The organism is Sinomicrobium oceani (assembly GCF_900119185.1).
Lineage (GTDB): Bacteria > Bacteroidota > Bacteroidia > Flavobacteriales > Flavobacteriaceae > Sinomicrobium > Sinomicrobium oceani.
The window spans coordinates 1-24,118 of sequence record NZ_FPJE01000038.1; the positions used below are offsets into that span (position 1 = coordinate 1).

At 45.9% G+C, this 24,118-nt stretch carries 24 protein-coding genes; 7 read left to right on the forward strand and 17 right to left on the reverse strand.

Annotated features, from left to right (window positions below; all coding sequences use genetic code 11):
- The 6 genes from BT112_RS21945 to BT112_RS20480 form a co-directional block, all read right to left on the reverse strand.
- Positions 1 to 136 (reverse strand): helix-turn-helix domain-containing protein (locus BT112_RS21945; protein WP_217652456.1); only part of this gene is annotated, 136 nt, incomplete at its 3' end.
- Between the two features lie 124 nt (positions 137 to 260).
- Positions 261 to 1,496 (reverse strand): M16 family metallopeptidase, encoded by a 1,236-nt coding sequence (locus BT112_RS20460; RefSeq protein WP_072319325.1) that lies wholly within the window; start codon positions 1,494 to 1,496, stop codon positions 261 to 263.
- Between the two features lie 109 nt (positions 1,497 to 1,605).
- Complete coding sequence (locus BT112_RS20465) at positions 1,606 to 3,027, reverse strand: RagB/SusD family nutrient uptake outer membrane protein (protein ID WP_072319326.1); 1,422 nt, start codon at positions 3,025 to 3,027, stop codon at positions 1,606 to 1,608.
- Between the two features lie 10 nt (positions 3,028 to 3,037).
- Positions 3,038 to 6,409 carry a SusC/RagA family TonB-linked outer membrane protein gene (locus BT112_RS20470; protein ID WP_139276328.1) on the reverse strand — a complete coding sequence of 1,124 codons (3,372 nt, stop codon included), beginning with the start codon at positions 6,407 to 6,409 and terminating at the stop codon, positions 3,038 to 3,040.
- Positions 6,410 to 6,506: 97 nt separating this feature from the next.
- Positions 6,507 to 7,733, reverse strand: a complete 1,227-nt coding sequence (locus tag BT112_RS20475) for a FecR family protein (protein WP_072319327.1) — start codon at positions 7,731 to 7,733, stop codon at positions 6,507 to 6,509.
- A gap of 209 nt (positions 7,734 to 7,942) precedes the next feature.
- A complete protein-coding gene (locus BT112_RS20480; protein WP_072319328.1) occupies positions 7,943 to 8,569 on the reverse strand; it encodes an RNA polymerase sigma factor in 627 nt (208 codons plus the stop codon).
- Between the two features lie 754 nt (positions 8,570 to 9,323).
- Here BT112_RS20480 and BT112_RS20490 point away from each other — a divergent pair.
- Positions 9,324 to 10,271 carry a helix-turn-helix transcriptional regulator gene (locus BT112_RS20490; RefSeq protein ID WP_139276329.1) on the forward strand — a complete coding sequence of 316 codons (948 nt, stop codon included), beginning with the start codon at positions 9,324 to 9,326 and terminating at the stop codon, positions 10,269 to 10,271.
- A gap of 5 nt (positions 10,272 to 10,276) precedes the next feature.
- Here BT112_RS20490 and BT112_RS20495 read toward each other — a convergent pair whose 3' ends face one another.
- The 3 genes from BT112_RS20495 to BT112_RS20505 are packed head-to-tail and all read right to left on the reverse strand — an operon-like array spanning position 10,277 to position 13,282.
- Positions 10,277 to 11,716, reverse strand: a complete 1,440-nt coding sequence (locus BT112_RS20495) for a type IV secretory system conjugative DNA transfer family protein (RefSeq protein WP_072319331.1) — start codon at positions 11,714 to 11,716, stop codon at positions 10,277 to 10,279.
- On the reverse strand, positions 11,713 to 12,747 hold the full coding sequence (mobB, locus tag BT112_RS20500) for a MobB family relaxase (RefSeq protein ID WP_072319332.1): 1,035 nt from the start codon (positions 12,745 to 12,747) through the stop codon (positions 11,713 to 11,715). Before mobB ends, BT112_RS20495 begins: the two co-directional genes overlap by 4 nt.
- Positions 12,716 to 13,282 carry a BfmA/BtgA family mobilization protein gene (locus BT112_RS20505; protein ID WP_072319333.1) on the reverse strand — a complete coding sequence of 189 codons (567 nt, stop codon included), beginning with the start codon at positions 13,280 to 13,282 and terminating at the stop codon, positions 12,716 to 12,718. The genes mobB and BT112_RS20505 overlap by 32 nt, the downstream gene beginning before the upstream one ends.
- 121 nt (positions 13,283 to 13,403) lie before the next feature.
- Between BT112_RS20505 and BT112_RS21950 the strand changes: the two genes are divergently transcribed.
- The gene (locus BT112_RS21950; protein ID WP_175545842.1) at positions 13,404 to 13,577 is read left to right on the forward strand and encodes a hypothetical protein; all 174 of its coding nucleotides are present in this window, start codon (positions 13,404 to 13,406) and stop codon (positions 13,575 to 13,577) included.
- 158 nt (positions 13,578 to 13,735) lie between these two features.
- Here the strand turns inward: BT112_RS21950 and BT112_RS20510 are convergent, their stop codons facing one another.
- The 7 genes from BT112_RS20510 to BT112_RS20545 form a co-directional block, all read right to left on the reverse strand.
- Positions 13,736 to 13,915, reverse strand: a complete 180-nt coding sequence (locus tag BT112_RS20510; protein ID WP_072319334.1) for a hypothetical protein — start codon at positions 13,913 to 13,915, stop codon at positions 13,736 to 13,738.
- A 323-nt stretch (positions 13,916 to 14,238) separates the two neighbouring features.
- Positions 14,239 to 14,436, reverse strand: a complete 198-nt coding sequence (locus BT112_RS20515) for a hypothetical protein (protein ID WP_072319335.1) — start codon at positions 14,434 to 14,436, stop codon at positions 14,239 to 14,241.
- Between the two features lie 180 nt (positions 14,437 to 14,616).
- Positions 14,617 to 14,997, reverse strand: a complete 381-nt coding sequence (locus tag BT112_RS20520; protein WP_072319336.1) for a DUF6876 family protein — start codon at positions 14,995 to 14,997, stop codon at positions 14,617 to 14,619.
- Between the two features lie 71 nt (positions 14,998 to 15,068).
- Positions 15,069 to 15,407, reverse strand: a complete 339-nt coding sequence (locus tag BT112_RS20525; protein WP_072319337.1) for a single-stranded DNA-binding protein — start codon at positions 15,405 to 15,407, stop codon at positions 15,069 to 15,071.
- A gap of 615 nt (positions 15,408 to 16,022) precedes the next feature.
- On the reverse strand, positions 16,023 to 16,700 hold the full coding sequence (locus BT112_RS20535) for a DUF1281 family ferredoxin-like fold protein (RefSeq protein ID WP_072319339.1): 678 nt from the start codon (positions 16,698 to 16,700) through the stop codon (positions 16,023 to 16,025).
- Positions 16,701 to 16,943: 243 nt separating this feature from the next.
- The gene (locus tag BT112_RS20540; RefSeq protein ID WP_072319340.1) at positions 16,944 to 17,780 is read right to left on the reverse strand and encodes a DUF932 domain-containing protein; all 837 of its coding nucleotides are present in this window, start codon (positions 17,778 to 17,780) and stop codon (positions 16,944 to 16,946) included.
- A 167-nt stretch (positions 17,781 to 17,947) separates the two neighbouring features.
- Positions 17,948 to 18,511, reverse strand: a complete 564-nt coding sequence (locus tag BT112_RS20545; protein WP_072319341.1) for a hypothetical protein — start codon at positions 18,509 to 18,511, stop codon at positions 17,948 to 17,950.
- A gap of 983 nt (positions 18,512 to 19,494) precedes the next feature.
- Here BT112_RS20545 and BT112_RS20555 point away from each other — a divergent pair.
- From BT112_RS20555 to BT112_RS20575, 5 genes are all read left to right on the forward strand, one after another.
- On the forward strand, positions 19,495 to 19,872 hold the full coding sequence (locus BT112_RS20555) for an ArsR/SmtB family transcription factor (RefSeq protein ID WP_027375684.1): 378 nt from the start codon (positions 19,495 to 19,497) through the stop codon (positions 19,870 to 19,872).
- On the forward strand, positions 19,869 to 20,474 hold the full coding sequence (gene merTP, locus BT112_RS20560) for a mercuric transport protein MerTP (RefSeq protein ID WP_072319343.1): 606 nt from the start codon (positions 19,869 to 19,871) through the stop codon (positions 20,472 to 20,474). The genes BT112_RS20555 and merTP overlap by 4 nt, the downstream gene beginning before the upstream one ends.
- 47 nt (positions 20,475 to 20,521) lie before the next feature.
- The gene (locus BT112_RS20565) at positions 20,522 to 20,881 is read left to right on the forward strand and encodes a heavy-metal-associated domain-containing protein (protein WP_027375686.1); all 360 of its coding nucleotides are present in this window, start codon (positions 20,522 to 20,524) and stop codon (positions 20,879 to 20,881) included.
- Positions 20,878 to 22,530: a mercury(II) reductase gene (gene merA / locus BT112_RS20570; RefSeq protein ID WP_027375687.1), complete on the forward strand. Its 1,653-nt coding sequence runs from the start codon at positions 20,878 to 20,880 to the stop codon at positions 22,528 to 22,530. The genes BT112_RS20565 and merA overlap by 4 nt, the downstream gene beginning before the upstream one ends.
- A 294-nt stretch (positions 22,531 to 22,824) precedes the next feature.
- Complete coding sequence (locus BT112_RS20575; RefSeq protein ID WP_072319344.1) at positions 22,825 to 23,619, forward strand: cation efflux transmembrane domain-containing protein; 795 nt, start codon at positions 22,825 to 22,827, stop codon at positions 23,617 to 23,619.
- Between the two features lie 295 nt (positions 23,620 to 23,914).
- Here BT112_RS20575 and BT112_RS20580 read toward each other — a convergent pair.
- A partial coding sequence (locus BT112_RS20580) for an ATP-binding protein (protein ID WP_175545843.1) occupies positions 23,915 to 24,118 on the reverse strand: 204 nt, incomplete at its 5' end.

A 24,118-nucleotide genomic window follows, 5' to 3' on the forward strand; every position in this document is an offset into this window, starting at 1 on the left:
GAAAAAAAGCGATGTACTTGCTTACGGTATTACGGGAGATCCCCAACTGGGAACTGATCCGGCGCTTACTGACCCCGGCACTGTATAACTTGAATATCTTTTTTACTTTTCGCATTTCTATTTGTTTGTTGGCCATAATCTTTTTAACAAAAAAAGACTATTGCGCACACTTCAAATAGAATCGATTTTTAGTGGTTCACTTTCATCCGTTTTAGGTGGTTCACTTTCACCCGCTGTGCTATGCTCACTTTCACCCGTTTTTAGTGGTATACTATATCCGTTTTTTGCACCAAGGGAGAAACTCCGTAACGGGCCACTCTCTCCAGTTCCGTATAAACCAATTTAACAATCGATTGTATTTTCCCGTTATCTTTTTGCGTTAATGAAAACCCAATATCAAAAAAATGAGCTCCTTCTATTCCAGTAATTTCGGGGCTTTGGTAATGCATGCCAATAAAATCTGCATCAACCTTAAGTCTCCTAAATCTGTTTTGTAAAAGCTCTTTATAAAGATTCCGTACCCACTGGTTGTTGAGTTGTTTTTTTGTGTTAACAATTTCTTCTAGGAAGGATTTTGGCTGGATTAGGTAAATATGAAATTGACTAACAGGGTTGTATTCATCCTCCACGGTCACCACTCGAAATGTTCCGGGTAGAGTGACCTTTCTTTGATCAAGCCATTGGGAAAAAGAAGGGGTAACTACATCATCCGGTGCTTTTAGGTCAGAATATAATTTTCGAATACTCGCTTCTACCAAGCGCACATCAGGGATATCTCCTACGACATACAGAGCCTCCATGTCAGGGCGGTACCAATTGGAATAATAATCTTGTAAATCCTCTAAACCAAAATCTTGGATATTTTTAAGTTCCGATTCTACATTTTGCTTATAGGCTTGTCCAAAAATCTTTAGATACAAGTGCTCACGAGAAATAGATTTCTTCCATCCGATCTTTTGCGCTTCGGCAAGAACCGAAGTCCGTCCATATTCTCGGACCAAGGTTGTATCGGCAAGGTTACGTTGAAGTACCGTATCCCAGGCATAACACCTTAGAACCTCCAGGTATTCATCGATATATTGAGGCTCCCTCAGAATAAATTTATATTCAATACCGGACAAGGTTGTCTGTGCAGCACTACGTTTATGGTTTCGATTTGATTTACCCCAATCCATATCAACACATGAATTCCCGGTTTTTACAATCATATGCTCAATAAGATGAGCCAAACCCCGCTGTCCTTCATTTTCCAACCAGTTCCCCATACGACCATAAAGCCCCATACTAACTTCTCCTTTCATGGATTCGTCATCCACTTTTTTGATATAGTATTGAAAGCCATTGTCCAATTGACCTTTGATAAGATCGGGGTCCTGATACAAAGTATTGTCTTGCCTAGGGGTACATCCCCAATTAAACAACAGAAAATACAGCCCAAACAAAAGGGACATTGACAACGTAATTCCAGGATTTATAGGTAAGTCTTTAACGTCCATAGTTTATATTATTTTCCATGTATAGATTTTTGACTTTGGGTACAACAAGTCTTCCCTGACCCACAGATTGGGCCAGAAAAGACTCTACTAACTCAATAATAATCAACTGTTAATACCCTGGGTTTTGATGCCCTCTTAAGGCAGGATTGTTATTGATTTCAAGCTGTGGAATGGGCCATAGCAAATCATTTTCGTCGATTCCCGGCTTAATGGGAGACAGGACTTCCAAGGCTTTACCAGTACGCTTCAGGTCCAACCAGCGGTGTCCCCATTCCGTAAAGAGTTCTGCCTGTCTTTCCTGTAGGATCTGTTGTAATAATACCTCCCCTGAAAGTTCTGGTTGGGTTTCCGCAAGTAAAGAAAGTCCTGCCCTACCACGAAGAGCGTCCAAATCCATCAAAGCCTCCATATTTTGTTCGGTTCTGGCATAAGCTTCTGCTCGAATCAGGTACACTTCTGCCAACCGCATCACGGTAGTATATTCCAAAGGTCCTGGGTCTGTTACATTTCCCCTTTTATATTTATAAGGCAGATATACATCAGGAAGGTATTCATACACCCACCGATCCTTACGGAGATCTCCAGGTTCAAAAATGGTCACCAAAGATTCCTGTAATTGACTATACCGAAAGAAAAGTGCCGTGCTACTTATAAAAGCAGTCCCTTCATTGGTCACGGGATTATTAGCCAATGGTTTTGATATATGCAGTTGCCACAGGGCTTCCCGGTTTCCGACTTGGACAATATTGTTCAAATCCACCAATTCATAAGTGGAGGTATCATTAATAATTTCAGTTGCTAGGTCAATGGCTTCTTGCCAATTTTCCTGATAGAGGTAAACCCTGGCCAAAAATGCTTTTGCCGTAGCCTTTATGGGACGGGTACGTTCTGCTTCATATGTGTCTGGTAATGCAACAATAGATTCCAATAAATCTGATTCAATCTGAGCGTACACCTTTGAAGCAGGGCTACGGGCAATATTCGCATTCTCCAGATAGTTGTTGTTTAATACCAATGGTATATCTCCGAAGAAATTCACAAGATGGAAATATGAAATAGCCCGAACAAAAAGGGCCTCACCACGTAATTTAGTTACCAATTCTGGGTTGATATCTGTATTTGACAGATTCACAAGAAGTCCATTAGCTGTAAAGATGGACTGGTAAAAGCCTTTCCAAATGTCCTCTACTTTACCATTTTCGGCCAATAACATATTGGTGTTAAATTGTGTAAGATCCGCATTATTATCAAGGAGATACAGAAGTTCATCCGCGGACATTCCTGCAAGAGTGGAGATTCCACCATCAAGACTTGTATAAAATGGGTGTCCCGGAGTAAGCATCTGCTGGTACATCCCCCTTGCTGCGGCTTCAGCATTGTTGGCAGTGTCAAATACTTCGTACTGATTGATATATAATTCCTTGGGAAAATCGGGTTCAAGGGCATCTTCACAACTCAATTGTCCTGTGATAATCCCAATCAGGATTATCCACTTAAAATGATATTTCTGTATATTCTTTACTATACTCATAGCATTATTTTTAAAAGGTTAAATCGACTCCTAAAGAAATTGTGCGCTGTAATGGCATACCATATCCTGTTTCGGGGTCAGCTGTTGTTGCCTTGGACAATACAAACAGGTTTTGTCCACGTGCAAAAAGCCGGAACCTTTGAAGGCCTATTTTATCTATGGCTTCATGAGGAATATCATAAGATAGCCCTAAGGTACGTAGGCGAATAAAGGATTGATCTTCAATATTCAAAGTACTGTTAATCGCATTACCGTAGGCAATTCTGGGAGGATTTGTTGAGGTTGTAGCCCGTTGTACTTCAGTAATGTCCCCTGGTTGAAGCCAACGTTGTTGATAATAACTACTGAAAGTATTCACACGTTCACCCATTGCTGGTTGAGGAGGTAACCACCTTCCCTGTTGTTTCGCAAACTGGAACAACAAGTCCAACTGTAGATTTTTATAACGAAACTGCTGAGTCAGACCACCAATGAAATCAGGCTGTAGATCATTGTAAAAATTTTTGTCCTCCTCATTGAGCACCCCGTTTTCGTCCACATCGTCAAACTCGTGCAAGCCGGTTTCGGGATTAACTTGTGTCCAGTTATATAGTCGTTGTATGGCCAAGGGAGAGCCCACTTCGTAGACATACCGATAGGAGGAATCTTCAATTTCGGGAAAAGACAACAGAATATTACGGTTTGTGCTCAGGTTTATGGAAAGATTCCAGTCAAAATTCGGTGAACTTACTGGATTTCCTCCCAATACAAATTCCCAGCCTGAGTTTTGAACGACCGCCTCGGAGAAATTATCCACTACACCGGGAAAACCTGTAGTGTACGGCAAACGTCTTTGGATCAATTGATTGGAAGCCCGGTTTTGGTACCATGCTGCCTGTAGTTGCATTCTATTGTCAAATAGCCCCAGTTCGATAGCGGCCTCCATTTTACGGGTCCGTTCCCATTGGAAGTTTGGATTGTGTAAATTATAAGGAATTAGGGTCTTATCATTTTCATAACCACTTGATTCCAGTGAATAGAGCTGGTAATACATATAGTCCCCTACGGCATCACTTCCTGTCGTGCCATAACTTCCCCTTAGTTTTCCGAAACTTAAAAAGGGAACATGTGAACGAACCCATTTTTCGTCCGAAAAAATCCAGGCTGCTCCAACGGCACCAAAATTCCCAAACCTGTTTCCCGGACTGAACCGGGAAGAACCATCCCGGCGTCCTGTCAGGTTTAAAATATAGCGTTGTTTATATTGGTATCCTATACGTCCAAAAAAGGCCATGTACCTATAGTCGGATTGAAATTCACTGGTATTATTGATGCTCCCTGCTCCGTTCAAAGAACCTAAAAAGGCATCGTCCCGATATTCAGTGGCTGAAATCAATATCCGCTCTGATTGGTTGCGTTGGTATTGTGCCCCCAATAAGGTGGAAACCTTGTGCTGACCTTTCGTAAAACTAAGAGTCCATTGGGGCTCAATACAAATTCCATGACCACGGTTATAACCAAAATCAGAATCACCAACAGTATTAATATTACCCGGTGTCTTTGAAGTAATAGGATTTTGACTGTTATCCTGAGTGTCACTGGTCGTATAACCTAGGTTTAGTTTTAAGTCAGAGTCTTTCCAGAGTTGATAACTTAGCATCATATTGGACACCAAAGTTTTGGTTTCCAGAGTTTTTATCCTGAGTTGCTGAATCATGGGGTTGTTGCTAAAGGTATATTGACCACTTGCCTCATCAAATCCCCAGTTGATTTCCCCGTTTTCATCATAAAGAGACGGGGCGTTAGGTGTTAGCCCAAGTACGGTCCCGATGGTGAACTGTTGGCCATGATGTTCCTGTTTGTTTACTCCGTAGTTTAGTGCCACACTCAATCCAAAACGCTGGTTTGAAGAACGGTAATCGAGGCCGAGATTGGCCGTTCCCCGGGCGAAATAGGAATCTCCCCAGTTTATTAGGTCTTCCCGATGGAAGGAACCTCCCATGCGGTATGACATATTCTCGCTCCCCCCCGAGAAGTTACCCTGAACGTCCGTAATCTCTGAGTTGCCTCCAAGCAACACGTCCTGCCAGTCCGTGTAGCGGTTTTGGTCCCAAACGGTAAGATCGGGATAAACGAGTCCTTTTAAAATGGGAGGTAGCATTTCCAAATTGATTCCGTCATTTTGAATAGCTTCATTTCTCAATCCCAGATATTGCTCGGTATTGAGCAATTGAAAACGTTTGGAGACATGCCCTATTCCCCTATAGGTACTGATTCGAAACTGGTCTCGTCCCGGAGTTCCTTTCTTGGTAGTAATAAGAATGACCCCGTTTGCTCCCCTGGATCCGTATATGGCCGTAGCATCAGCATCTTTCAGCACCTCGATGCTTTCAATGTTCTCCGGGTTAATATTAATAAGAGGGTCCTGGTCCCCGAAATTGTCGGATCTTATGGCCTGAGATGCTACAGGCATCCCATCAACCACATATAGTGGAATCCCTCCACTCAAAGCTCCTCTAAATCCAGTTACTCCCCCGCCGCTTTTGCCCGTTAGGGAATTTTCCCCACGGACCCGGATTTTCAAATAGGCTCCCGGAGTGGTACTTGGAGATATTTCCACACCGGGGACACGGCCTATAAGAGCCTGGATTGGGTTTGTCAATGGTTGGTCCTGGATGTCCTCGGAAGTAATCCGGGAGATACTGCCTGTACGTGCTTTCTCGGTTACTTTGTAGTAACCCGCATTTAGCACGACTTCTTCCAAGGAAGTGATATCCTCTGTCAGTTCCACATTAATAATGGTCTGTTTTCCAACAACCCGTTCGACCGTTTTAAGCCCTACAAAGCTAAAGACAAGGGTATCATTAGAAGTGGCCATGATTTTATAGTACCCGTCTCGGTTTGACAAAGTGCCACGATTGCTTGATTTTATACGTATGGTCACTCCAAATATTGGCCCCATGGCATCGGTTACGGTTCCGGATATGTTTTGTTGTTGGACCATTGGGGGATTATTCCCTTCATCTACTGACGGCAACTTCTTCGGGGTCAACACAACCTGATCTTCCACAATCTTATAGGCCATGCCACTGTTTGCAAATACTTTGTGCAATACTGATTCCAGCTTTTCATTTTTGGCGCGGATGTTCATTTTACGAGAAGTATCAAGTTCCTCACTGCGGTAGAGGAACCTATACACTGTGGTCGTTTCGATTTCTCGGATGACATCCAAAACCGTGGCTGATTTCAGGTCAAGGGTTATTTTTTGGCTACGGGTATCTTCCAGACCAGCATTGATCTGTAACAAGGTGGCAAAGAAGAGTGAGAGCAGCAGTTTCATCCGTAGGGTGATTTTAAGGCGGGAGCTTTCCCGGTGCCTTACGGCGTTCCTGATAATTTTCATACTTTTGAGTTGATTATTAGTTATTTTGTTTGGCTTGTAATCAATGGTATCGGAGGGTGTTGTGAGCACCCTTCGATTTTTTGATCGTATCTGAGATTTATTCCGTCATAGGCTGCGGTTTTTGGATGGTTATGGTATTTCCTTCTTTTTCATAATCGAATGTGGTGTGGTACTGGAACATCTTTAGTATCTCCTCCGCAGACTTTCCGACAAAGGTTCCTGTAAACTCAAAATCACTGATTTCCGGGTAACGGTTCTCAATCTTAACATTGAAGCGCCTTTCCAGTTCCTTCAGAATGAGTTCAAAACGATCGTCCAGAAAGTAGAGTTCACCGTCAATCCATGCGGTATACTTACGGATGTCCACGTTCTCGACATGGATATTGCCGTCCTCAAAGACCGCCCGTTGTCCGGGTACGATCTTTACAGGGTCTTCCTTTTTGGGACTATTAGGTTGGTAAACCCCCACGCTCCCTTCTTCCAGTACGGTAAAGGTGTTGTTCTCGTCCTTGTAACTCGAAACATTGAACCTGGTACCGTACACCTGGGTATTTAGCATGTCAGTCACTACAGTAAATTGGGAGCGTGTGGAGTCCCGTGCCACGTCAAAGAACGCTTCGCCATCCAGGAAAACGTTCCGGGGTTTACCTTGGGGGAACTGTACGGGATAACGCAACTTGGAGCCGGCATTGAGATAAATATGAGAACCATCGGATAAGACTAATTCAAAATTTTTACCATAGGGTACTGTCAGCTCATTGTACACCAACTCCTCCGTTACGTCGTCCTTTGATCTTTGGTAGGTCAATATGTTTTTGTCCTGTTTCCCCAATGCCTTTCCATCCCCGGTAGTGATCAACCCGGAGGCCTCTTCGTCCATCACCTTGATAGTACCGTCCTGTAATTCCAGGGTAATCCGGTTCGGATCAAGGGTCATTGACCCTTTGTTTCCCAAAAGGTCCAATTGGTAGGCGCCATAGGCCAATGCCACCAGGGGAATAATTACAGCGGCCACTTTCAAAAATCTTTTTCCTGTCTTACCGAAGATGGATTTCGGCCTGTTCATCCTGCCCTTTTCCCGGATGTTGCGCTTTTCGATGATCTCCATCCATATCCGATCCTTTTCATGCGGAGTCGGGTCGTCCTCATCACGGGCAAGCAGGCGGACCATATCCATGGCTGTTTCCACCACCTCCTTTTTCTCCGGGTGTTGGGCGAGCCAATTATTCCAGAAATTAGCGGTAATGGTGTCCTTTTCCAATACCCATTTCTGGAAATAATGGTCCTTTGCGAAATCTTCCGAACTGTAATCCTTGTAGGTCACTGTTGTTTGTTTTGAGGGGAAGGAAACAACCCCCTTTATAGAGTGGAGTGGATTTTTTTCCGGATCACTTCAAAAAAATGGAAAAAAATGAAAAAAAATTATGTCAAGCGTATGTCAAAGGCTGTCAAAGGGCAGGGGGAACCCGCTTCTGTAAAGGTTTTTAGGCACTTTAGTGTAGGATAGCAGCCTAAGCGAAAAAGAGGGAGGGGCTAAAACCCAAAATGGTCCCGTAGACGTTTCATGGTCCTTGCCATGAGGTTATACACGGATTTCGTATCGGTATCCATGATCTCGGCTATTTCAGGGTAATCGATCCGGCAGTGGAATTTCAGGAAGATGATTTCCTGCTGGTTGGTATTGAGTTGGGATACCGCATGCCTGACTTCCTTGCGGCGCTGGTCAAAGGCCTGTCGCTCCACCAAAAGGTGCTCCAGGGAAGGAACAGGTTCTCCCTCCAGCAATTCATCCACCGGGACCAGGCTTCTTTTTCCGGCCTTTATGGCACGGGCCACCACTTTTCTACGGATACAGGTCAACAGGTAATGGGTGATGATACGTACATCCCCAAGCCTTTCCCTGGTCTCCCAAAGTTCCACAAAGAGATCCTGGATGGCATCGCCCACCAGCTCCCGGTCCCTGACCTGTTTGAGGCCATACCGGAACAGGATATTGAAATTACGATTGTATATGGAGGCAAATGCGGATTCACTGCCTTCCCGGAACGCCCGCCAAAGTTCGGTGTCGGTTTGATTTTGGACCACGGATTCCCCGTTCCCGGGAATTTCATGGGGCTCCCTATCTGGTGTGGATGGTTTTCGATTAAAGGAAAGTGCCAAAATCGAGGTTTAATAAATGATTGTTAATCAACGGTTAACAGGGGGTTAAATTAGAAATTAAATTTTAACCTGTACACAAAATGATCGTTAATTACACAATTCATGTATTTTTAAAAGCCAAGTCCTGCATACTTTCGGAAGTGCGAAAAGTGCCGTCAACACTGGATAATCCAGGGCAGTAAAAGGAGTTTCAAAGGCCATTTATGATAACCAATATGAGCGGTGTTCCTGGCCATCCCAGTTTGCTAAAAATTGGATACAGACTTTTACTAGTAAAGAATATTCTTTTATATACGTACTATTCATAAGTGTTAAAATACAGAATAAACCTACTAATTGTCAAGAGGAAAAGTGCAGATTTTCGATTATTTGATCTATTTTTAGCGGGTAGGAGCTGCCCGGAACAGGGCAGGGGCCTATTGTTATTCATCGTGCGGCTCCCCCCGACCGTGGCCTCCCAATTCCCCGGGCACGGTCGAGCACTTGGAATAGCCCTGTGGACATGGCCGTGGGACGCCGTCCTTGGACAGGGAAGCGAGCCCTATCAAAACCACGGTTACGAAGTAATGGCAGGTTTGATGTACCAATAGGGGATACCATATCGGTTCCCCGATCGACACCTATTGGATCAGCGACCCGACTGATACCCTCCCGGAATGGATTCCGTTTTTCGTTTGGTACATCCTTAGCTGTTGCAAAACGGATAGGACCATTGTTTTGGTTAGACAGGGGCTTCATTTATTTGCTGTTTCCAATGCTCATATTCAAAGAGGAACATATAGAGAACATTTGCCATGTGCTCCACGCGAGGGCCGAGGGCGCCATGGGCTACCGCTTGCGGCTTTCCAAGCGGCATGATTACTACAATCTGGTGGCCAGGTACATGAACCTGGTGGGGGACGTACATCAGGCCAAACTTATCAAGCGAAAGCCAAGGGTTGTCGATCCGTCCTCACCACCCCTTTTGGAAATCCACCTGTCCAAGTCCCTGTTGATCAAAACCGTGGGGGCGAAGGTCTCCGGACTGTTGCACAAGGACCCGGACTATTTCAAAGGGCTAACCCTGGGGGAGCTGTTGACCAAAAGGTCCGTGGAGACCTGGGAGGAACTGCGCAGGAACTTTTTGCGGCGTGCCCCGTTCGAGTTGGGCACGGCCTTGGAGTACAAGGTCAACCGGTGGTTGTATTACAGCTGTTTTTGTTACGTGACCCAGTTGGCGGATGGGACCATTCGGATCACCAGCTTTGAAAAGGACCGTTCCCATGAGGCCCGTGAGCTGATGCGGGAAATGGGGATTTCCCCGCAGCCTGAGGTTCTCCGGTCCCTGTTCCCGGGCCCTGGGGAATTGGGACAAAAGGAGTACCAGGAAAAGATACGGATGGATAAGATCGTCCGGTTTATCGAGGACCATGCCTCCCAACCCTTGCCCGGGATCAAGGAGCTGGCGCACCGGTTCAACATCAATGAAAAAAAGCTGAACAAGAGGTTCAAGGACATCGTGGGACTGACCCCGTATGCCTACTATATGGATTGCAAGCTGGACCGGGCCATGAACCTGTTGCGCACGACCGCCCTGGATATTGATGGGGTCTGTGAATCCGTCGGATATCATAGCCGCTCCGGGTTTTACAGGGCCTTTAAGCGCAAATTTGGCCTAAACCCAGGGGAAGTCAAGCGGGAGGTCGGGCCCGACACGGCATGAACCATTCAGCCGAGCAGCGTTTTTGCTTCCCGGTGGATGCGCTCAAAGTTCACTTGCAGGTCGGCGGCCGTTACGGGAGCCTTGGGTTGTGGCCGTTCCTTTTCCATGTCCTGGAGGGTGAACCGGACCTTTTTGTCCCTGCCGTCCGCAAAGGCGATGAATTCTCCGGTCCTCAGCCGGAAGAACTGGTCCGCCCTTCGTTTGGCCACTTCTTTCTCCCCCTTGGTGACGCGGCTCTCAAAACTCATCCCGCTGCTCTTGCTGATGCTCCGGGTAGGTTTGGTGATGATCTCGAAAAAGCGTTCGTAGTACTTGGCCGTGTCCGGATCGTTGGCCTTTCCGAAGAACTGGTAGGAGAGATTGCTGAGGATGGCCTTGCTCGCCCTGTCGCCATAGAGCAGGTCGTTCTGTACCTTATCCTGCATCACATAGACCGTACTGATGTCATAACTTCTCAGGGTGGCCGGGATCCGGTGCATGTTGGGCAGTTTCAGGGTGGGGGCCTCCTCCATGAGGAGAAAGGAGGAATCCCGTCCCCGCACGCTCATCTGTTTGATCAGGGTGTGCATGACCATGGCAATGACAGGGGAGTAGGACGTATCGTATTTGGGGTTGTTGACCAGGGAGACCACGGCCCGGTGCTCCGGGTGGTTGATGTCCAGGGGCACTTCGTCCTTGGAGAGGACATAGTACAGTTTGCGGGACCCGATCTTCTTGAAGGCATTGGCCAGGGTACTCTTGATGCCCGCAGTCTGCTTTTCCGATTCGATCCCGTTGATAAAGGCGCTGGCCAGCCCCAGGGCGGTCAGGTCGGATTTGAGGAAGGCCACCAGTCTCTTGGTGCTCATGGCCTGGAACAGGGCCATGATATGGGGGAGGGTACAACACTCCGGCCGGGCGGTCCTCATTTTCCAGATCAGCCCGCTCAGTAGGCCTTCCACGGCATCGGAAAAGAATCTGTTGCTCCCACTGTGCTCGGAAAAGTTCTGTTCCAGCAGGTTTTCCATGAGCACCCGGGAAAGGGCGTTGACGCTTTCCTCGTTGGGCAGGTATTTTGGGGCGATGGGATTCACCCGGTAATGGATCTCATCAAAGGCAATGGTGTAGAACTGGGTATGCTGTTCCCTGAAGAGGGGAGCGGCGATCTCGGTGAGCTCAAAATCCTTGTAGTCGTGGATGACCCCACAAAACCCGTATTGGCCAAAGTGGTGCAAATAGTTGTAGATGACGCTCTCCGTTTTTCCACTGCCGGCCGAACCGATCACGGAGGTTCCCCTGCGGATGTTCTCCGCCCGGAAACTGCCGTTGTCCAGGGAAAAGCGCAGTTTGTATTTTTTATCGATGCGCCCCTTTTTGTCCCCGCCCAGCAACCCATAGAGCAGGGTGCCCACAAGGAGCAGGGGCAATATCCCGTAGAGGATGATATGTTCGACGGGCCAGTTCATATGCCGATGGATCCGGATTCGATGGCCCTTCCGATGCCCCTTTTCAGGGCATTGATGGCCTTGAGGGTGAGCTGGACCTTGTTGGTCGGGATGCGGAGCAGGGTGGTGTCCGCCCCGGACTGTTGCAGTAATTTGAAGGCCAGTGCCTTTTCATTGGTCGGGAGTTGGGTAATGGTGGCAAAGTACAGTCTGGGGTCCTTCAAAAAGGTCTTCCTGGCGGCATAGGTCTCCACGTAATTGCGCCTATAGTGGAACAGGGCATCGAAGGTCTTTTCCGAGTTTTTGACAAAGGCATCCCGGTCGAAGCCCCGCTTGACGGTCTTGCCCTGCATTTCCACAGTGGAGGCCTTGTATTTGCTCCCCGGGGACAGGCTGTAGCGGTTGGAGGCATCCTTGCGGCTGACGATGATATGGATATGGCTCTGTGGTCCCGGTTTGGCCATCCCCCGGACGATGCGTTTTCCGTCCAGCTGGTGTGGGGCTTCCCGTTCCAGGCGCCGGATCTCCTGTTGCAGTTTTTTGAGGTCCCCGGACCGTTCCCCGGATTCAATGCTCCGGACCTGCTGCCGGAGTTCCAGGATCTCGGTGGCATAGGGCTGGTTCTCCCGGATCTGCCGGTCGGTGCCCTTAAAGGTGCGCTGGCGTTCCACCTTGGCGTAATATTTAATATCGTCCACGGTCACGGGGCGGCCGTCGATCTCCCGGTGGAAGGCCCTGGCATATTCCTTCATGGCCTCACGGGTGTAGCGTTTGAGGGCTTCCGGCGAATCCCCTATGGCCCTGAGTTCCCTTTGGCTCGGGTTCAGGGTAATGGAGTAGAACTTGGGCTCCTTCTTTTTGAGTTTGGCCGTGTTCCCGTCGATTTGGGTAATGACTTCCTTGGCGGAGATCTCGTCCCCGTACTGGTCAAAGAAATGTTCCAGTTCCGGAAGGGGCTTACCCTCGTTCTCCTTTTCCAGGTAATCCACAAAATCGGCGGCGCTCTGGGCGTAATTGCCCTCAACCTTCTGGGCGGTGATCGTGATGTACATCGTGTAATTGTTTTTTGAATTGTTCCAGTTCGTTTTTGTCCATGTCCAGTTTGTAGTGCCCCTTGCCGAATGTGCCCTTTACATAGGTCAGTTGGGCCAGGAGCTGCCGGACCTGATTGTTCTGATGGCCCAGTTGTTGTTGCATTGCCTCGTAGCGTTCCCGGTACTGTTCCAGTTCCCGGTCCCGGGTAAAGGTATCGGGCGGCCCGAAGTCCACGGCTTCTTCCGCCTCCTTTTCCTCTACCTGTGCCATTTCGTGAAAGAGGGTATCGAGCATGGCCTTGGTGGGCAGGGTCTGGTATTTTTCGATATTCTTCAGGATGGCGATCACGGCATTGATGCGTTTGTTGGTGCGGTTGTTCTTCAGGCCCAGGTCGTCGTGCGGATGGAGGTCGTTCCATTCAAAGAAGTTCATGATGGCCTCCAGGGTCCGGGTATGGGAATCCGACACCAGGCGGGAAAAGGCCCGGAAGCGAATGGCCACTTCCTTTTTGACATTGATGGCCGAGAAATGGTATGATGAATATTTCTTCATTTTTGCTGCAAAAAATTGCCTGTTTTTGGGGGGTCTGGGCCGATTTGCTGCAAACCCCTGGATTCCTGGTATTTGAGCTATCTTTTAAAAAACTGATAATCAGTTGTTTAAAATCAAATAAATGGCCCCAACACCGCAACGCGTGTTGTCCTCTTGCTCTTCCGATTTTGGCCCGCAGGGACAAAATCATATCGCCCCGGTCTTTACGGGCCGGTTGTCTTGGGATGGTACGGCAAAAAGGAAAGTCAAACCAAAAGGGGCTGCCGTACATTGGGGCTGTGATGCCCTTTCCTAAAGATAGGCACAATCGCCGTGGGGAAAAAATACGGATTCGATGCAATTGGGCGCAATTGCAGGGAAATGGTATGGCAGTTCCGTTTTGGCCTTCCCAAAACGTCAGATGTTCGGGGCAACGACCAAAAAAAGACCCTTTTTTCAAGGGCCTTTTTCGGGCTATTGTTCCGATGTCGGGGCATTGGTCTGCTCCCGGTAATACTCATACCGGAATATCCAGAGGTTGACCACCAGGGAGAAGGTTTTGTCCACCGTGGTGTCGGGGACTTTCTTGATGACACTTTCCTTGGGGTGTTTCTTGGCCGGGATTTCCAGCGACTTTCTGACTGTTGCTTTCATAGGAAATGAATTTAAATTATCAATTATTTGCCGGTGTGCCAGTCCTTCCCAAAAATTTCATCTCAAAAGGAAACGGAATAAGTCCCGAAGGGTGGGTTTGTGAGGAACGAGCAAAGCCATTATGCCGTAGTCTTTTGATGGGAATATTTTTGAAGGGCTATTTTGCGGTCAAATAAGGGATAGGGGTTCCTGCGGACTTCCACGGCCTTGACAGGCAGGCGTGACCCCGCTTGATTTTTTGGAGTTCGATCCTCCCAAAAATCAACATAGGCACAAAAAAAGACCCTTGGGATGGCAAGGGTCTTGGGTGGTGTCCGTCGTGTTCACATATTGAACACATAATCGTAGGTGTACAGGTTGCGGATGGCTTCCTGTTCCACGAGTTCGTCATAATCGAGATAATGGCATTCGGCATAGGTGCGCAATTGCTCCCCGTAACGGCTCTCCACTTCCTCTCTGGAAATGGAAAGCAAATGGTTTTGGGTCTCGGCATCGAGATTACTAAAATTGAGATAGACCATTTTTTAAGGATTAAGATGTTTTACAGGTCGTATAGGTCGGGGTCAAAACCCTCGGGGAAGTCCCGGGGGGCTTGCTGTTCTTCCAACCAGATTTCAAATTCCGTCATTTCGGTATTGTCATCCATGATGTCAACATTTTGCATTGAAAAAAGAAAAGGGGAGAAGCTCCCCTTTCCGGGTTTAGTATTCCGTGGGCAGCATCAGCGTATCGTCCGTGAAATACAGGCGCAATTCATCCAGTGGAAAATCGGTCACGCCGTAACGATGGGTCTCCAGTACGTTGCCGTTCCCGTCCCCGTAGGTAATGGTGGCTTCGCACTGTTGTGCTTGTTGTTCCTCTTGGGAGAGGCGTTTGAAGTCCACGGTGACAAAATAGCTTTTGGCCATCAGGCTCTTGGCGATCACCGATACATCGGTGATAAGCCAGTAACATTCCGCCTTGTCCGCAAGGAATTTGAGCCCGTCCGTAAAACGGGTCTGAAGTAAGGGGATACTGTAAAGGGTCTGTGTACCGCAAAACTGTTGCAAACCTGCCTTGATTTGGTTACCTTTAGTGTTCATATTGATTTCGTATTTAGAAGTTAAACATGAAGAGAGGGCGCCCCGTTCCCCCGTTGCGCCCTCTTTGCTTTCTAGTCGTTACTACCCAAAAGGAGGATTTCATTGGCCACCACTTCGGTCACGTAACGTTTTACGCCCTCCTTGTCGTCATAGGAACGGGAAGTGAGTTTGCCCTCGATGGCAATCTCCTTGCCCTTGTCCACGTACTTTTCGATAATGTCGGCGGTCTTGCCCCAGGCCACAATGGTGTGCCATTCGGTACTGGTCACTTTCTCGCCCTTGGCGTTTTTGTAGGTCTCGTTTGTCGCCAACGAAAGCCGTGCCACTTTCCTGTCGTTCTCAAGGTTGGTAATGGTGGGTTCCTGCCCCACGTTTCCAATCAGCTGTACTTTGTTTCTCAACGTACTCATAATAAAAGGATTTAAAGGTCTGCACTCATGGCAGACGGGTTAATAATGCCCCTGTATCCCTGTGCAATTGTGTCCAGATTTTAAGGGGGTGTTTGTTTGCTTCTTCCGTGCGCAGCACAATAAAATAAGTGGGTTCGGTCAAGGCTTTTGGGAGGAAATCAGGAGTGTCTGCGACGTAGTTTTTGCCGAAGGGCCAAAAACAAGGAAGTAGAGCCCTTATTTGTGAGCAAAACAGGGCCTGGCCTTGACGGGTTCCATAAGGGCCTTAGGAATTCCTTCTGACCCATTTGTGTCCGAGTGTACGGGAAGTTAAACGAGGAAAGCAAATGGCGTCCTGATTGGAAGTCCTTGGGCACTGCCCTGTTTTTCGAGGCCCCGAAAAACTACCAGGGCTTCTTTTATTATGAACCCCTTAAAATCGCCGGGCCAAGGGCCGGGTTTCAGACAGCCCCGGCAAGGCCCCAAGAAGGGCTTGCCGAAGGGATGGCGTAAAGAAACCCTGCCCTTGGACTTCCTTATTGGATTTTTGATACCCTTTTTTATGGGACGGCTGCACCATACCACAAAAAACTCCCGAAACCAAAGTTCCGGGAGCCATTTTTGTATTTCGTTCAATTAGGGTTCCACCCGTTTGACCTGGGCATTGGGAGCCTGTTCCTTGATGTCTTCAGGGCATGTAGCAAAAATGCGTTCCTCGATATGCGGATTTTTTTCAAAGGTGACCGCGTACAGTCCCATGCCCGTGAGTTCCAACAGTCGTTTGAGCAATTTTGGACGGTCGGGTTCTGCGACACATTGGTACAGGCGCATTTGCCCCAGTTGGGATACCGTGGTCAATTCGCTGGTCTCGATTTGGCATTGCAGTTCCAAGGTAGCCTCGTGAAGGAAGCTTTCGTAATCGAGAAAGGCCATATACTGCCAATAATTGCCCTGGAAAATGATATTGGTCCCCTTATGGTCTATTTCCAACCTGCCGCCGAAGCACATCCCGAGTTCCTCAAAGTCCATGGTGATGTGCAGTGAGGGATAGGTCTTGGCGAGACTCTCGAATAGCGGTACGGGCGGTGACCAGGCACTGTCCCCGGTAAGTTTCAACACTTTGTCCTGAAATGTAATGTCCGGTACGAACCATTTGGTGCCAACGACCTCATAGATGTTTTCAAAGGGAATCTCCCTGCCGAGTACATGCTCAAAATCGATATAGCCGTCCTCTTTGGTCAGGAGCCGATGGAGTGTGTCGAGCTCCGTTTCATTTCCGGTGATGCTGATGGAATTGTAACATGAATTTGCCATGATATAAAGGATTTAAAAGGTTACATAACCTGGAGGTTTCATGCAACCGGGAAGACGGGCCGCAAAGGCCGATAAAGCCATGAGCCTGTCGAAATGGTGTATCGGTGCGGGCCGTAGGTTTGCCATGAAACCTACAAGTGGCCTTTTAAAATGCGTTCATGGTACAACGGTCAGGAAATGCAAGCAGGAAGGAGAAGGAAATGGCCCCCCCAGAGTACAGGAAACCGGAGCGGCCCTCGGCCATCAGGCCATCTCATGGATTTCCTGGAAGAGTTGCCTGTCCAGGCGTTCCTGTCGTGAAAAGCTGCGTTTCAGGGTACGGTGCAGCACGGCGTTGAAGGCATTGTAGCCCAGCCATAGGTTCGGGGTGACCCCCAGGGCCATGGATTCGTTGTGCAGGATATCGAGTACCTCCCTGGCCTTTTTGGACGGGGCATCGTTTTTATCGCTGCACTCAAAGCGGAAGAGTTTGGTACGCTCCAGCACTTCTCTGACGAATTGATGGGTGTCCATGAGTTCCACGGCCATCATACGGCCAAAGCTTCCGGAGATGGTGTAAAACTCGTTGTCGAGGAACCTGCGGAAGAGCCCTTCCAGTTCCGGCATGATAAGGTGCACGCCATTGGTACTGTGCTTGATAGAAAAGGCAATCTCCGATTGTACAACATGCAGGCCGTTGGAACATACCATACGGTAGAAGCCGAAGTGGCCGGAGGTACGCTCACTTCCATCATAGGAATTGGTGAACCGGAGCAATGGCAGGATGGTGTCCGCCTTGTTGCCCACGGAAAACTGGGTACTGTCTGATAGGATAAAGTCCATACTGAAGCTGCGGTCCGAGCGGTTGATGGTCTGGCGGTGATAGGTCAGTTTGGCATCGATGAGCATTTGTTCCGCTTTGGCGAAGAACAGCTCATTGGGGATGTGCCCATAGCTTTTGGACACGATGTTCACAATCTTGCCATTGGATACAATGACATTTTCAAGCCCTTTACGGGGTTCCATTTCGGTAAGTTCCCTGAGGGGCTTTACCTCGGACGGTACAAAGACCTCGTCCTGTTGCAATTTGTCTAAATACATAACGCATGGATTTAAGGTTAAACAATATTTGCAGGGCCCCCAAACGGAAGGCAGGCCGTGGAGCGGCAAGGAAACGGATATAAATAGAGAGGAAGGAACGGCTTTATGCCGTCCCTTGTCCGGATACGGGCTGCGACGTTTACCTTTGCTACGTATTGGTTAAGGTTTCATTCCCCATAGGGAGGGTCGAAAAGGTTTTGCTGTGGAGCCGGGGTCTCCCTTCCGGATTTTATGGTATCTGCTTTCATGCGCTCTTTCAGGGCCAGACGCCGTTTGTCATAAATCCATATACGGAGCCGTTTCAATAAGGTCTCCTCATAAGAAGAAAGCTTTTCGGGGGCTATTTCGACCATGGCCTCCAATTGACCTGCATGCTTAATGGTCTTGGCGTATTGCAGTCCGCACCAGGTATAGATGTTGACCCATTCGGTTGGCATGGGGGACTCAAAGGTACGCGGCATCATATAGGCCACTACCTCGGTCAGGGAGGCCATCGGTTGTCCCTGCATCTGGGTCAACAGGCGGGCCAGGGTAATGTCGTTGAGCAGGTGTTTGGGCAAGGCATCCTGCCAGGAGTTCGGATAGACGATGATGGGACTGGTCAGGCAATCCATGAAATCAAAGACAAAATCGGACTGGGCCTGTTTAGGGGGGCTTTGTTTGGGTCTGGGTTGTGTCAATGGCTCTAAATCAAAGCCGAAATCGAGTTGTTGCATTTCCGGATGTTCCATGATACTTGTTTTTAGGATTCAACATTATTTTCAGGCTGAAGCAAACGGAAGCGAAAATTTTGGCGTGGCAAGGAAACGGAATAAATTGGGCTGCCGCTAGGCAGGTTGTGGAAGGGGAGTGGCTTTATGCCGTCCCTTGTCCGGGAAACATTTTCCGGGTTTATCTTGTGGAAATAATGGTTGGATACTTCTTAACTACTATTGTTCCCTTGAAAGTAGGGGCAAAGCGGACTTAACCCCTTTCTTTTTGTGGCCCGATTCGGATCGGGTAGTGTAGTGTCCCATTCCAGGCACATCCGGAATGGGGAAACGCAACGGCCGCAAAAAGGAAGGGGTTGTGTCCAAGACTATTTTGACGAAGCGCATTTCCCGGAATAGAGAGAAACGGAAAACAGGGGAATGGGCTGAGGAAGTGGTTACTTCTAAAATATTTCGATAGGTAATGTAGCCGTGAAAAATTATTTATATTATTTTAAGAGTTTTTTATTATCTTGGGAACTGTTTTTTTAACAGCCATATTCTTATTAAATGTAAAACCGGCTCTGCTTGGTGTAAAAGCAAAAGTCCCCTCTTCGCCCGGTTTGGATAAGGAATTGGATTTACAATAAAGTTTTGATTTAGAAAACTTGAATAGTAGTTCTCCAATAATCCTGCTATTACTGAGAGATAGATTGGACATCGTTAGGATCCAATGAAAAATAATAAATTTAAATAATCACAAAACTTGGGCATAGCCAACCAAACTGGAAGTATATGCTTAGAAAAGTTCGGCATATAAACAAGTTGTGCGTCACCCTAAAAACCCACCGCACATTTAGCACATTTGGTTTTTCCGACACTCAAAGCCAACGCTAAAAAACCAAAAGAGCTAAATCACCCACCGCTGACAAAGAAGAATTGTTAAAAACTATAATTAAGTATTTGCTTAAATAAGAAAACTATTTGTATTTTTGCTGCGTTATTAAATCCTAAACAAGGAAATTATGGAAAACAATCAATCGTGTATCCGTGTGTTTGCCGACAAGGTTCAAATAGACAATTGTAGAGAAATACTTCAAACCAACGACAAGGCATTCAGTCAACTGAGTGGACTTTTAGCATTGGCAGGAAACGAAGTAAGGTTAAAAATCTTATTTCTCTTAGAAGAAGAAAACGAACTTTGTCCTTGCGACCTTTCAGACATTCTCGGAATGAGCATCCCTGCCGTTTCGCAACACCTCAGAAAACTAAAAGACGGAAACGTCATTGAAGGTAGAAGAGAAGGACAAACCATTTTCTACTCTTTGAAACAGGAGCAACTTACTTTACTTCGTCCATTTTTTAAACACATCATAAACAATTCAAAAAAGGAAACAGTATGAACAAGAAAAACAACAGACTTGTCGGAGCGGGTGTGCTTTCGGCAGTAGCAGCATCACTTTGCTGCATTACACCTGTATTGGCTCTTATTTCAGGAGCTTCAGGAGTGGCATCTACCTTTTCATGGATGGAACCAGCAAGACCTTATCTAATCGGTATCACCGTTTTGGTATTGGGCTTTGCTTGGTATCAGAAACTCAAACCACGAACAGCCGAAGAAATCCAATGTGATTGCGAAGAAGACGAAAAAAAAACCTTTATGCAGACCAAAACATTCTTGGGAATTGTAACCGTGTTTGCAGCCTTGATGCTCGCTTTTCCAAACTATGCACACATTTTCTATCCTTCAAACGACAACAAGGAAGTTGTAATCGTCAATGCTTCTGACATCCAAACGGTAACTTTTGATGTAAAAGGAATGACTTGCAATGGTTGTGCTTCACACGTAGAAAATGATGTGAACAAATTGCCAGGCATTGTTAAGGTAGATGCGATTTATGAAGAAGCGATTGCCAAAGTAGAATTTGACCAAACCAAAGTGAGTATCGCTCAAATTGAAGAAGCCATCAACGGTACAGGTTACAAAGTGGTTGGCAAGAAATAGTATTTTTTTGCCTTTTGTATTTAAGAACTTAATTAAATAATTACACAATGAAAAAGAATTTAATTCTATTGAGTGCTTTGTTCCTAATTGGAATTGCTCAGCTCAATGCACAATGTTGCAAACCGACTGACAATAAAGCACAAACAGCAAATACAACACAGCAAGAAGGTAAGACCCTGCAACTGAAAATCACGGGAATGACTTGTGCAGGTTGTTCCAACCATATTTCAAATGCCCTCAAAGAAGTGGACGGCATTATTGAACACAAAGTGGAATATCCGGGCGATTTGGCAACCATCCAATACGACCCAAAGAAAACAAATCCTGACGCTATCATCAAGGTTATTGAGCAGACAGGCTATAAAGCCGAAATCATTAAGGAAAATCAAAAAGAGAAATCATTATGAACAAAGAAATAATAAAACTTGACATCATAGGAATGACCTGCGACCATTGTGCAACAGGCATTGAAAAATTACTTTCCAAAAATGAAGGTGTAAAAGAAGCTAATGTGAGCTATCCAAAAGCTACTTGCGAATGTTCTTTTGACCCTACCAAAACCAGCAAAGAAGAAATCATTAATACCATCAACGGCACAAAAAACTATCGTGTAAAAAGTGAAATCCCTGATAATGGAAACAGCGGAATTAATCAATTTGATTTAATCATTATCGGTGGCGGTTCGGCTGCATTTTCGGCAGCAATCAAAGCCGAAAGTTTAGGATTATCGACCTTAATGGTAAACGGTGGTTTGGACTTTGGCGGTACTTGTGTCAACGTGGGTTGTGTGCCTTCTAAAAATCTTATTCGTGCAGGCGAGTCGGCTTATCACGCTACACATTCCAACTTTGAAGGCATCAAGCCAAAAGGAGTTGATATTGATTTCGCTCAAATCATCAAAGACAAGAAAAAATTAGTAGCCACACTTCAAGAGAAAAAATATATGGATGTGGTAAGCGATTTTGAAAACCTGACTATGCTAAAAGGTTGGGCAAAATTCAAAGACAACAAAACCATTTTGGTTGATGGCAAGGAATACAAAGCCTTCAAATTTTTAATTGCTGCGGGAGCTACGACCAACATTCCGACTATTGAAGGATTGGACAAAATTGACTACTTGACCAACGTTTCCCTTTTCGACTTGGAAGAAAAACCCGAAAGCTTGACCATTATGGGAGCAGGTTACATAGGTTTGGAAATTGCAATGGCGTACAATCGTTTAGGCGTTAAAGTCCGAATCATTGAATTTACCGACCGTGTTCTACGGACACAAACCCCAGACATCAGTGAAGCATTGGAAACCCAAATGCGAAAAGAAGGCATTGAAATCTTACCTAATTTCAGAGCCGTGAAATTCGAGAAACAAGCGAATGAAACCATCATTCACTGTAAATGTCCTGACGGTTCATTTACGCAAATTATAGAAAAAGGTAAGGTAGTAATTGCCACAGGCACAAAAGCCAATACAAGCCAATTAGGGTTAGATAACATTGGTTTGGAACTCACCAAAAGCGGACATATCGCTGTGAATGAAAAAATGGAAACCAATCTACCTAACATTTACGCAGCAGGTGACGTAACCAACACCCCTGCATTTGTTTATACAGCCGCTTTTGAAGGTAAAATTGCCGTTGAAAATGCGTTCTCAGGAACAGATAATAAAGCCGATTATTCTTCTTTACCTTGGGTGGTGTTTACTGACCCACAAATTGCAGGGGCAGGTTTAGATGAAGCACAGGCAGAATCAAAAGGCATTCCGTTTGAAGTGTCAAAATTGGAATTGAAAGACGTACCGAGAGCCATAGCAGCCAACGACACAAGGGGTTTCATCAAACTCATTCGTAACTCGGAAACTGACAAACTTATAGGTGCAAGAGTAGTCGCACCCGAAGGTGGAGAACTCATACAACAATTAAGTATGGCAATCAAATACGGAATAATGGTGAAAGACTTAGCAGACAGTTTCTACCCTTATTTGACTTTGGGAGAAGGTATAAAATTAGCAGCAATAACTTTCGGAAAAGACGTATCAAAATTAAGTTGCTGTGCCAGTTAATCCGCCCCAAAGGCACACACTCTTGCAAGTCGCACCAGCCAACGCTTGACCAAAACTTGCAAGAGAGAGTGCCTTCCCTACCCCAAAAAATCCTACCTTTGAAAATTGACTAAACCGACTGAAAATAAAGGGCGAACGCACAACATTGTGTATAAGCAATAGCGGGTGAAGTGGTAAAATCAAGGTCTGTGCTTTTAATAAGCTTTGTGCTAAACTGAAAGGTTTGTACTTTCAAATCCGCTACTGCTCATACACGAAACCGTTGTAAGTAATGCCGAAAAACCCAGAAACCGAATGAATAAAACGATATTTGAAATTACCAAAATGGACTGTCCTTCAGAGGAAAATCTAATCCGAATGAAATTGGACGGAATTTCAAGTATTGCGAATCTGGACTTTGATATTCCGAATCGAAAATTGACTGTTTTTCACAGCGGAGAAATTGACCAAATCGAAAAGTCAGTTATCGAACTGAATTTAGGCGGAAAAAAAATCTCAACGGAACAAACCGACCAAACGGAATTTAAAGAAAACGCAAACCAAAAAAAGCTACTTTGGTCTGTACTTGCCATAAATTTTGCTTTTTTCATTATTGAAATGACAACAGGAATTATCTCAAAATCTATAGGACTTGTTGCCGATAGTTTAGATATGCTTGCGGACAGTTTTGTGTACGGAATTAGTTTGTTTGCGGTTGGTGGAACAGTAATAAAGAAAAAACGGATTGCCAAACTTGCTGGATATTTTCAAATAATACTTGCGATTATTGGATTTGTAGAAGTCTTGAGAAGATTTTTCGGAAACGAGAAACTTCCCGATTTTTCAACAATGATTATCGTTTCGATTTTTGCACTTATTGCAAACGGAATTTGTCTTTATATTTTGCAAAAGTCAAAGAGCAAAGAAGAAGCACATATGAAAGCGAGTATGATTTTCACTTCGAATGACGTGATTATCAATTTGGGAGTAATTATTGCAGGAATTTTAGTGCATTATTTGAGTTCTAATAAACCTGATTTGATTATCGGAACAATTGTTTTTGCATTGGTAATTCAAGGAGCATTTCGGATTTTGAAATTAAGTAAGTGAACTAAAAAAGCACTACTTACAACAACGTGTATAATTAATGGCTGGTTCTCGCCTACTTCTGAAAATCCTCGCGGATTTTCTATTCGGTTTTTATTTGCTAAATTAGGTGCTTAAACACGCCACTAATCATACACAAAACCGTTGGCAGTAATGCAAAACAGACCTACTAATGAGAATTGATGATATACTTTATTTTTCGCCAAGTGGAAAGAACGGACAAAGTGAGCCACCTAAAACGGATAAAAGTGAGCAGTGTAAATGAAGTGTTTAAAATCGATTCATTCTTGGTGTAAAGTTAGCTTTTATTTCTTAGTTTTTTCCGCATAGATTCTCCCTTAATATTAATCCGGTGTGCGGTATGTACCAGGCGATCTAAAATAGCGTCCGCAATAGTCTGTTCCCCGATGGTTTGATGCCAGGCCTCTATAGGAAGCTGGGAAGCCATAATGGTGGAGCGTTTTCCGTGCCTGTCTTCGATAATTTCCATCAACGTTTGCCT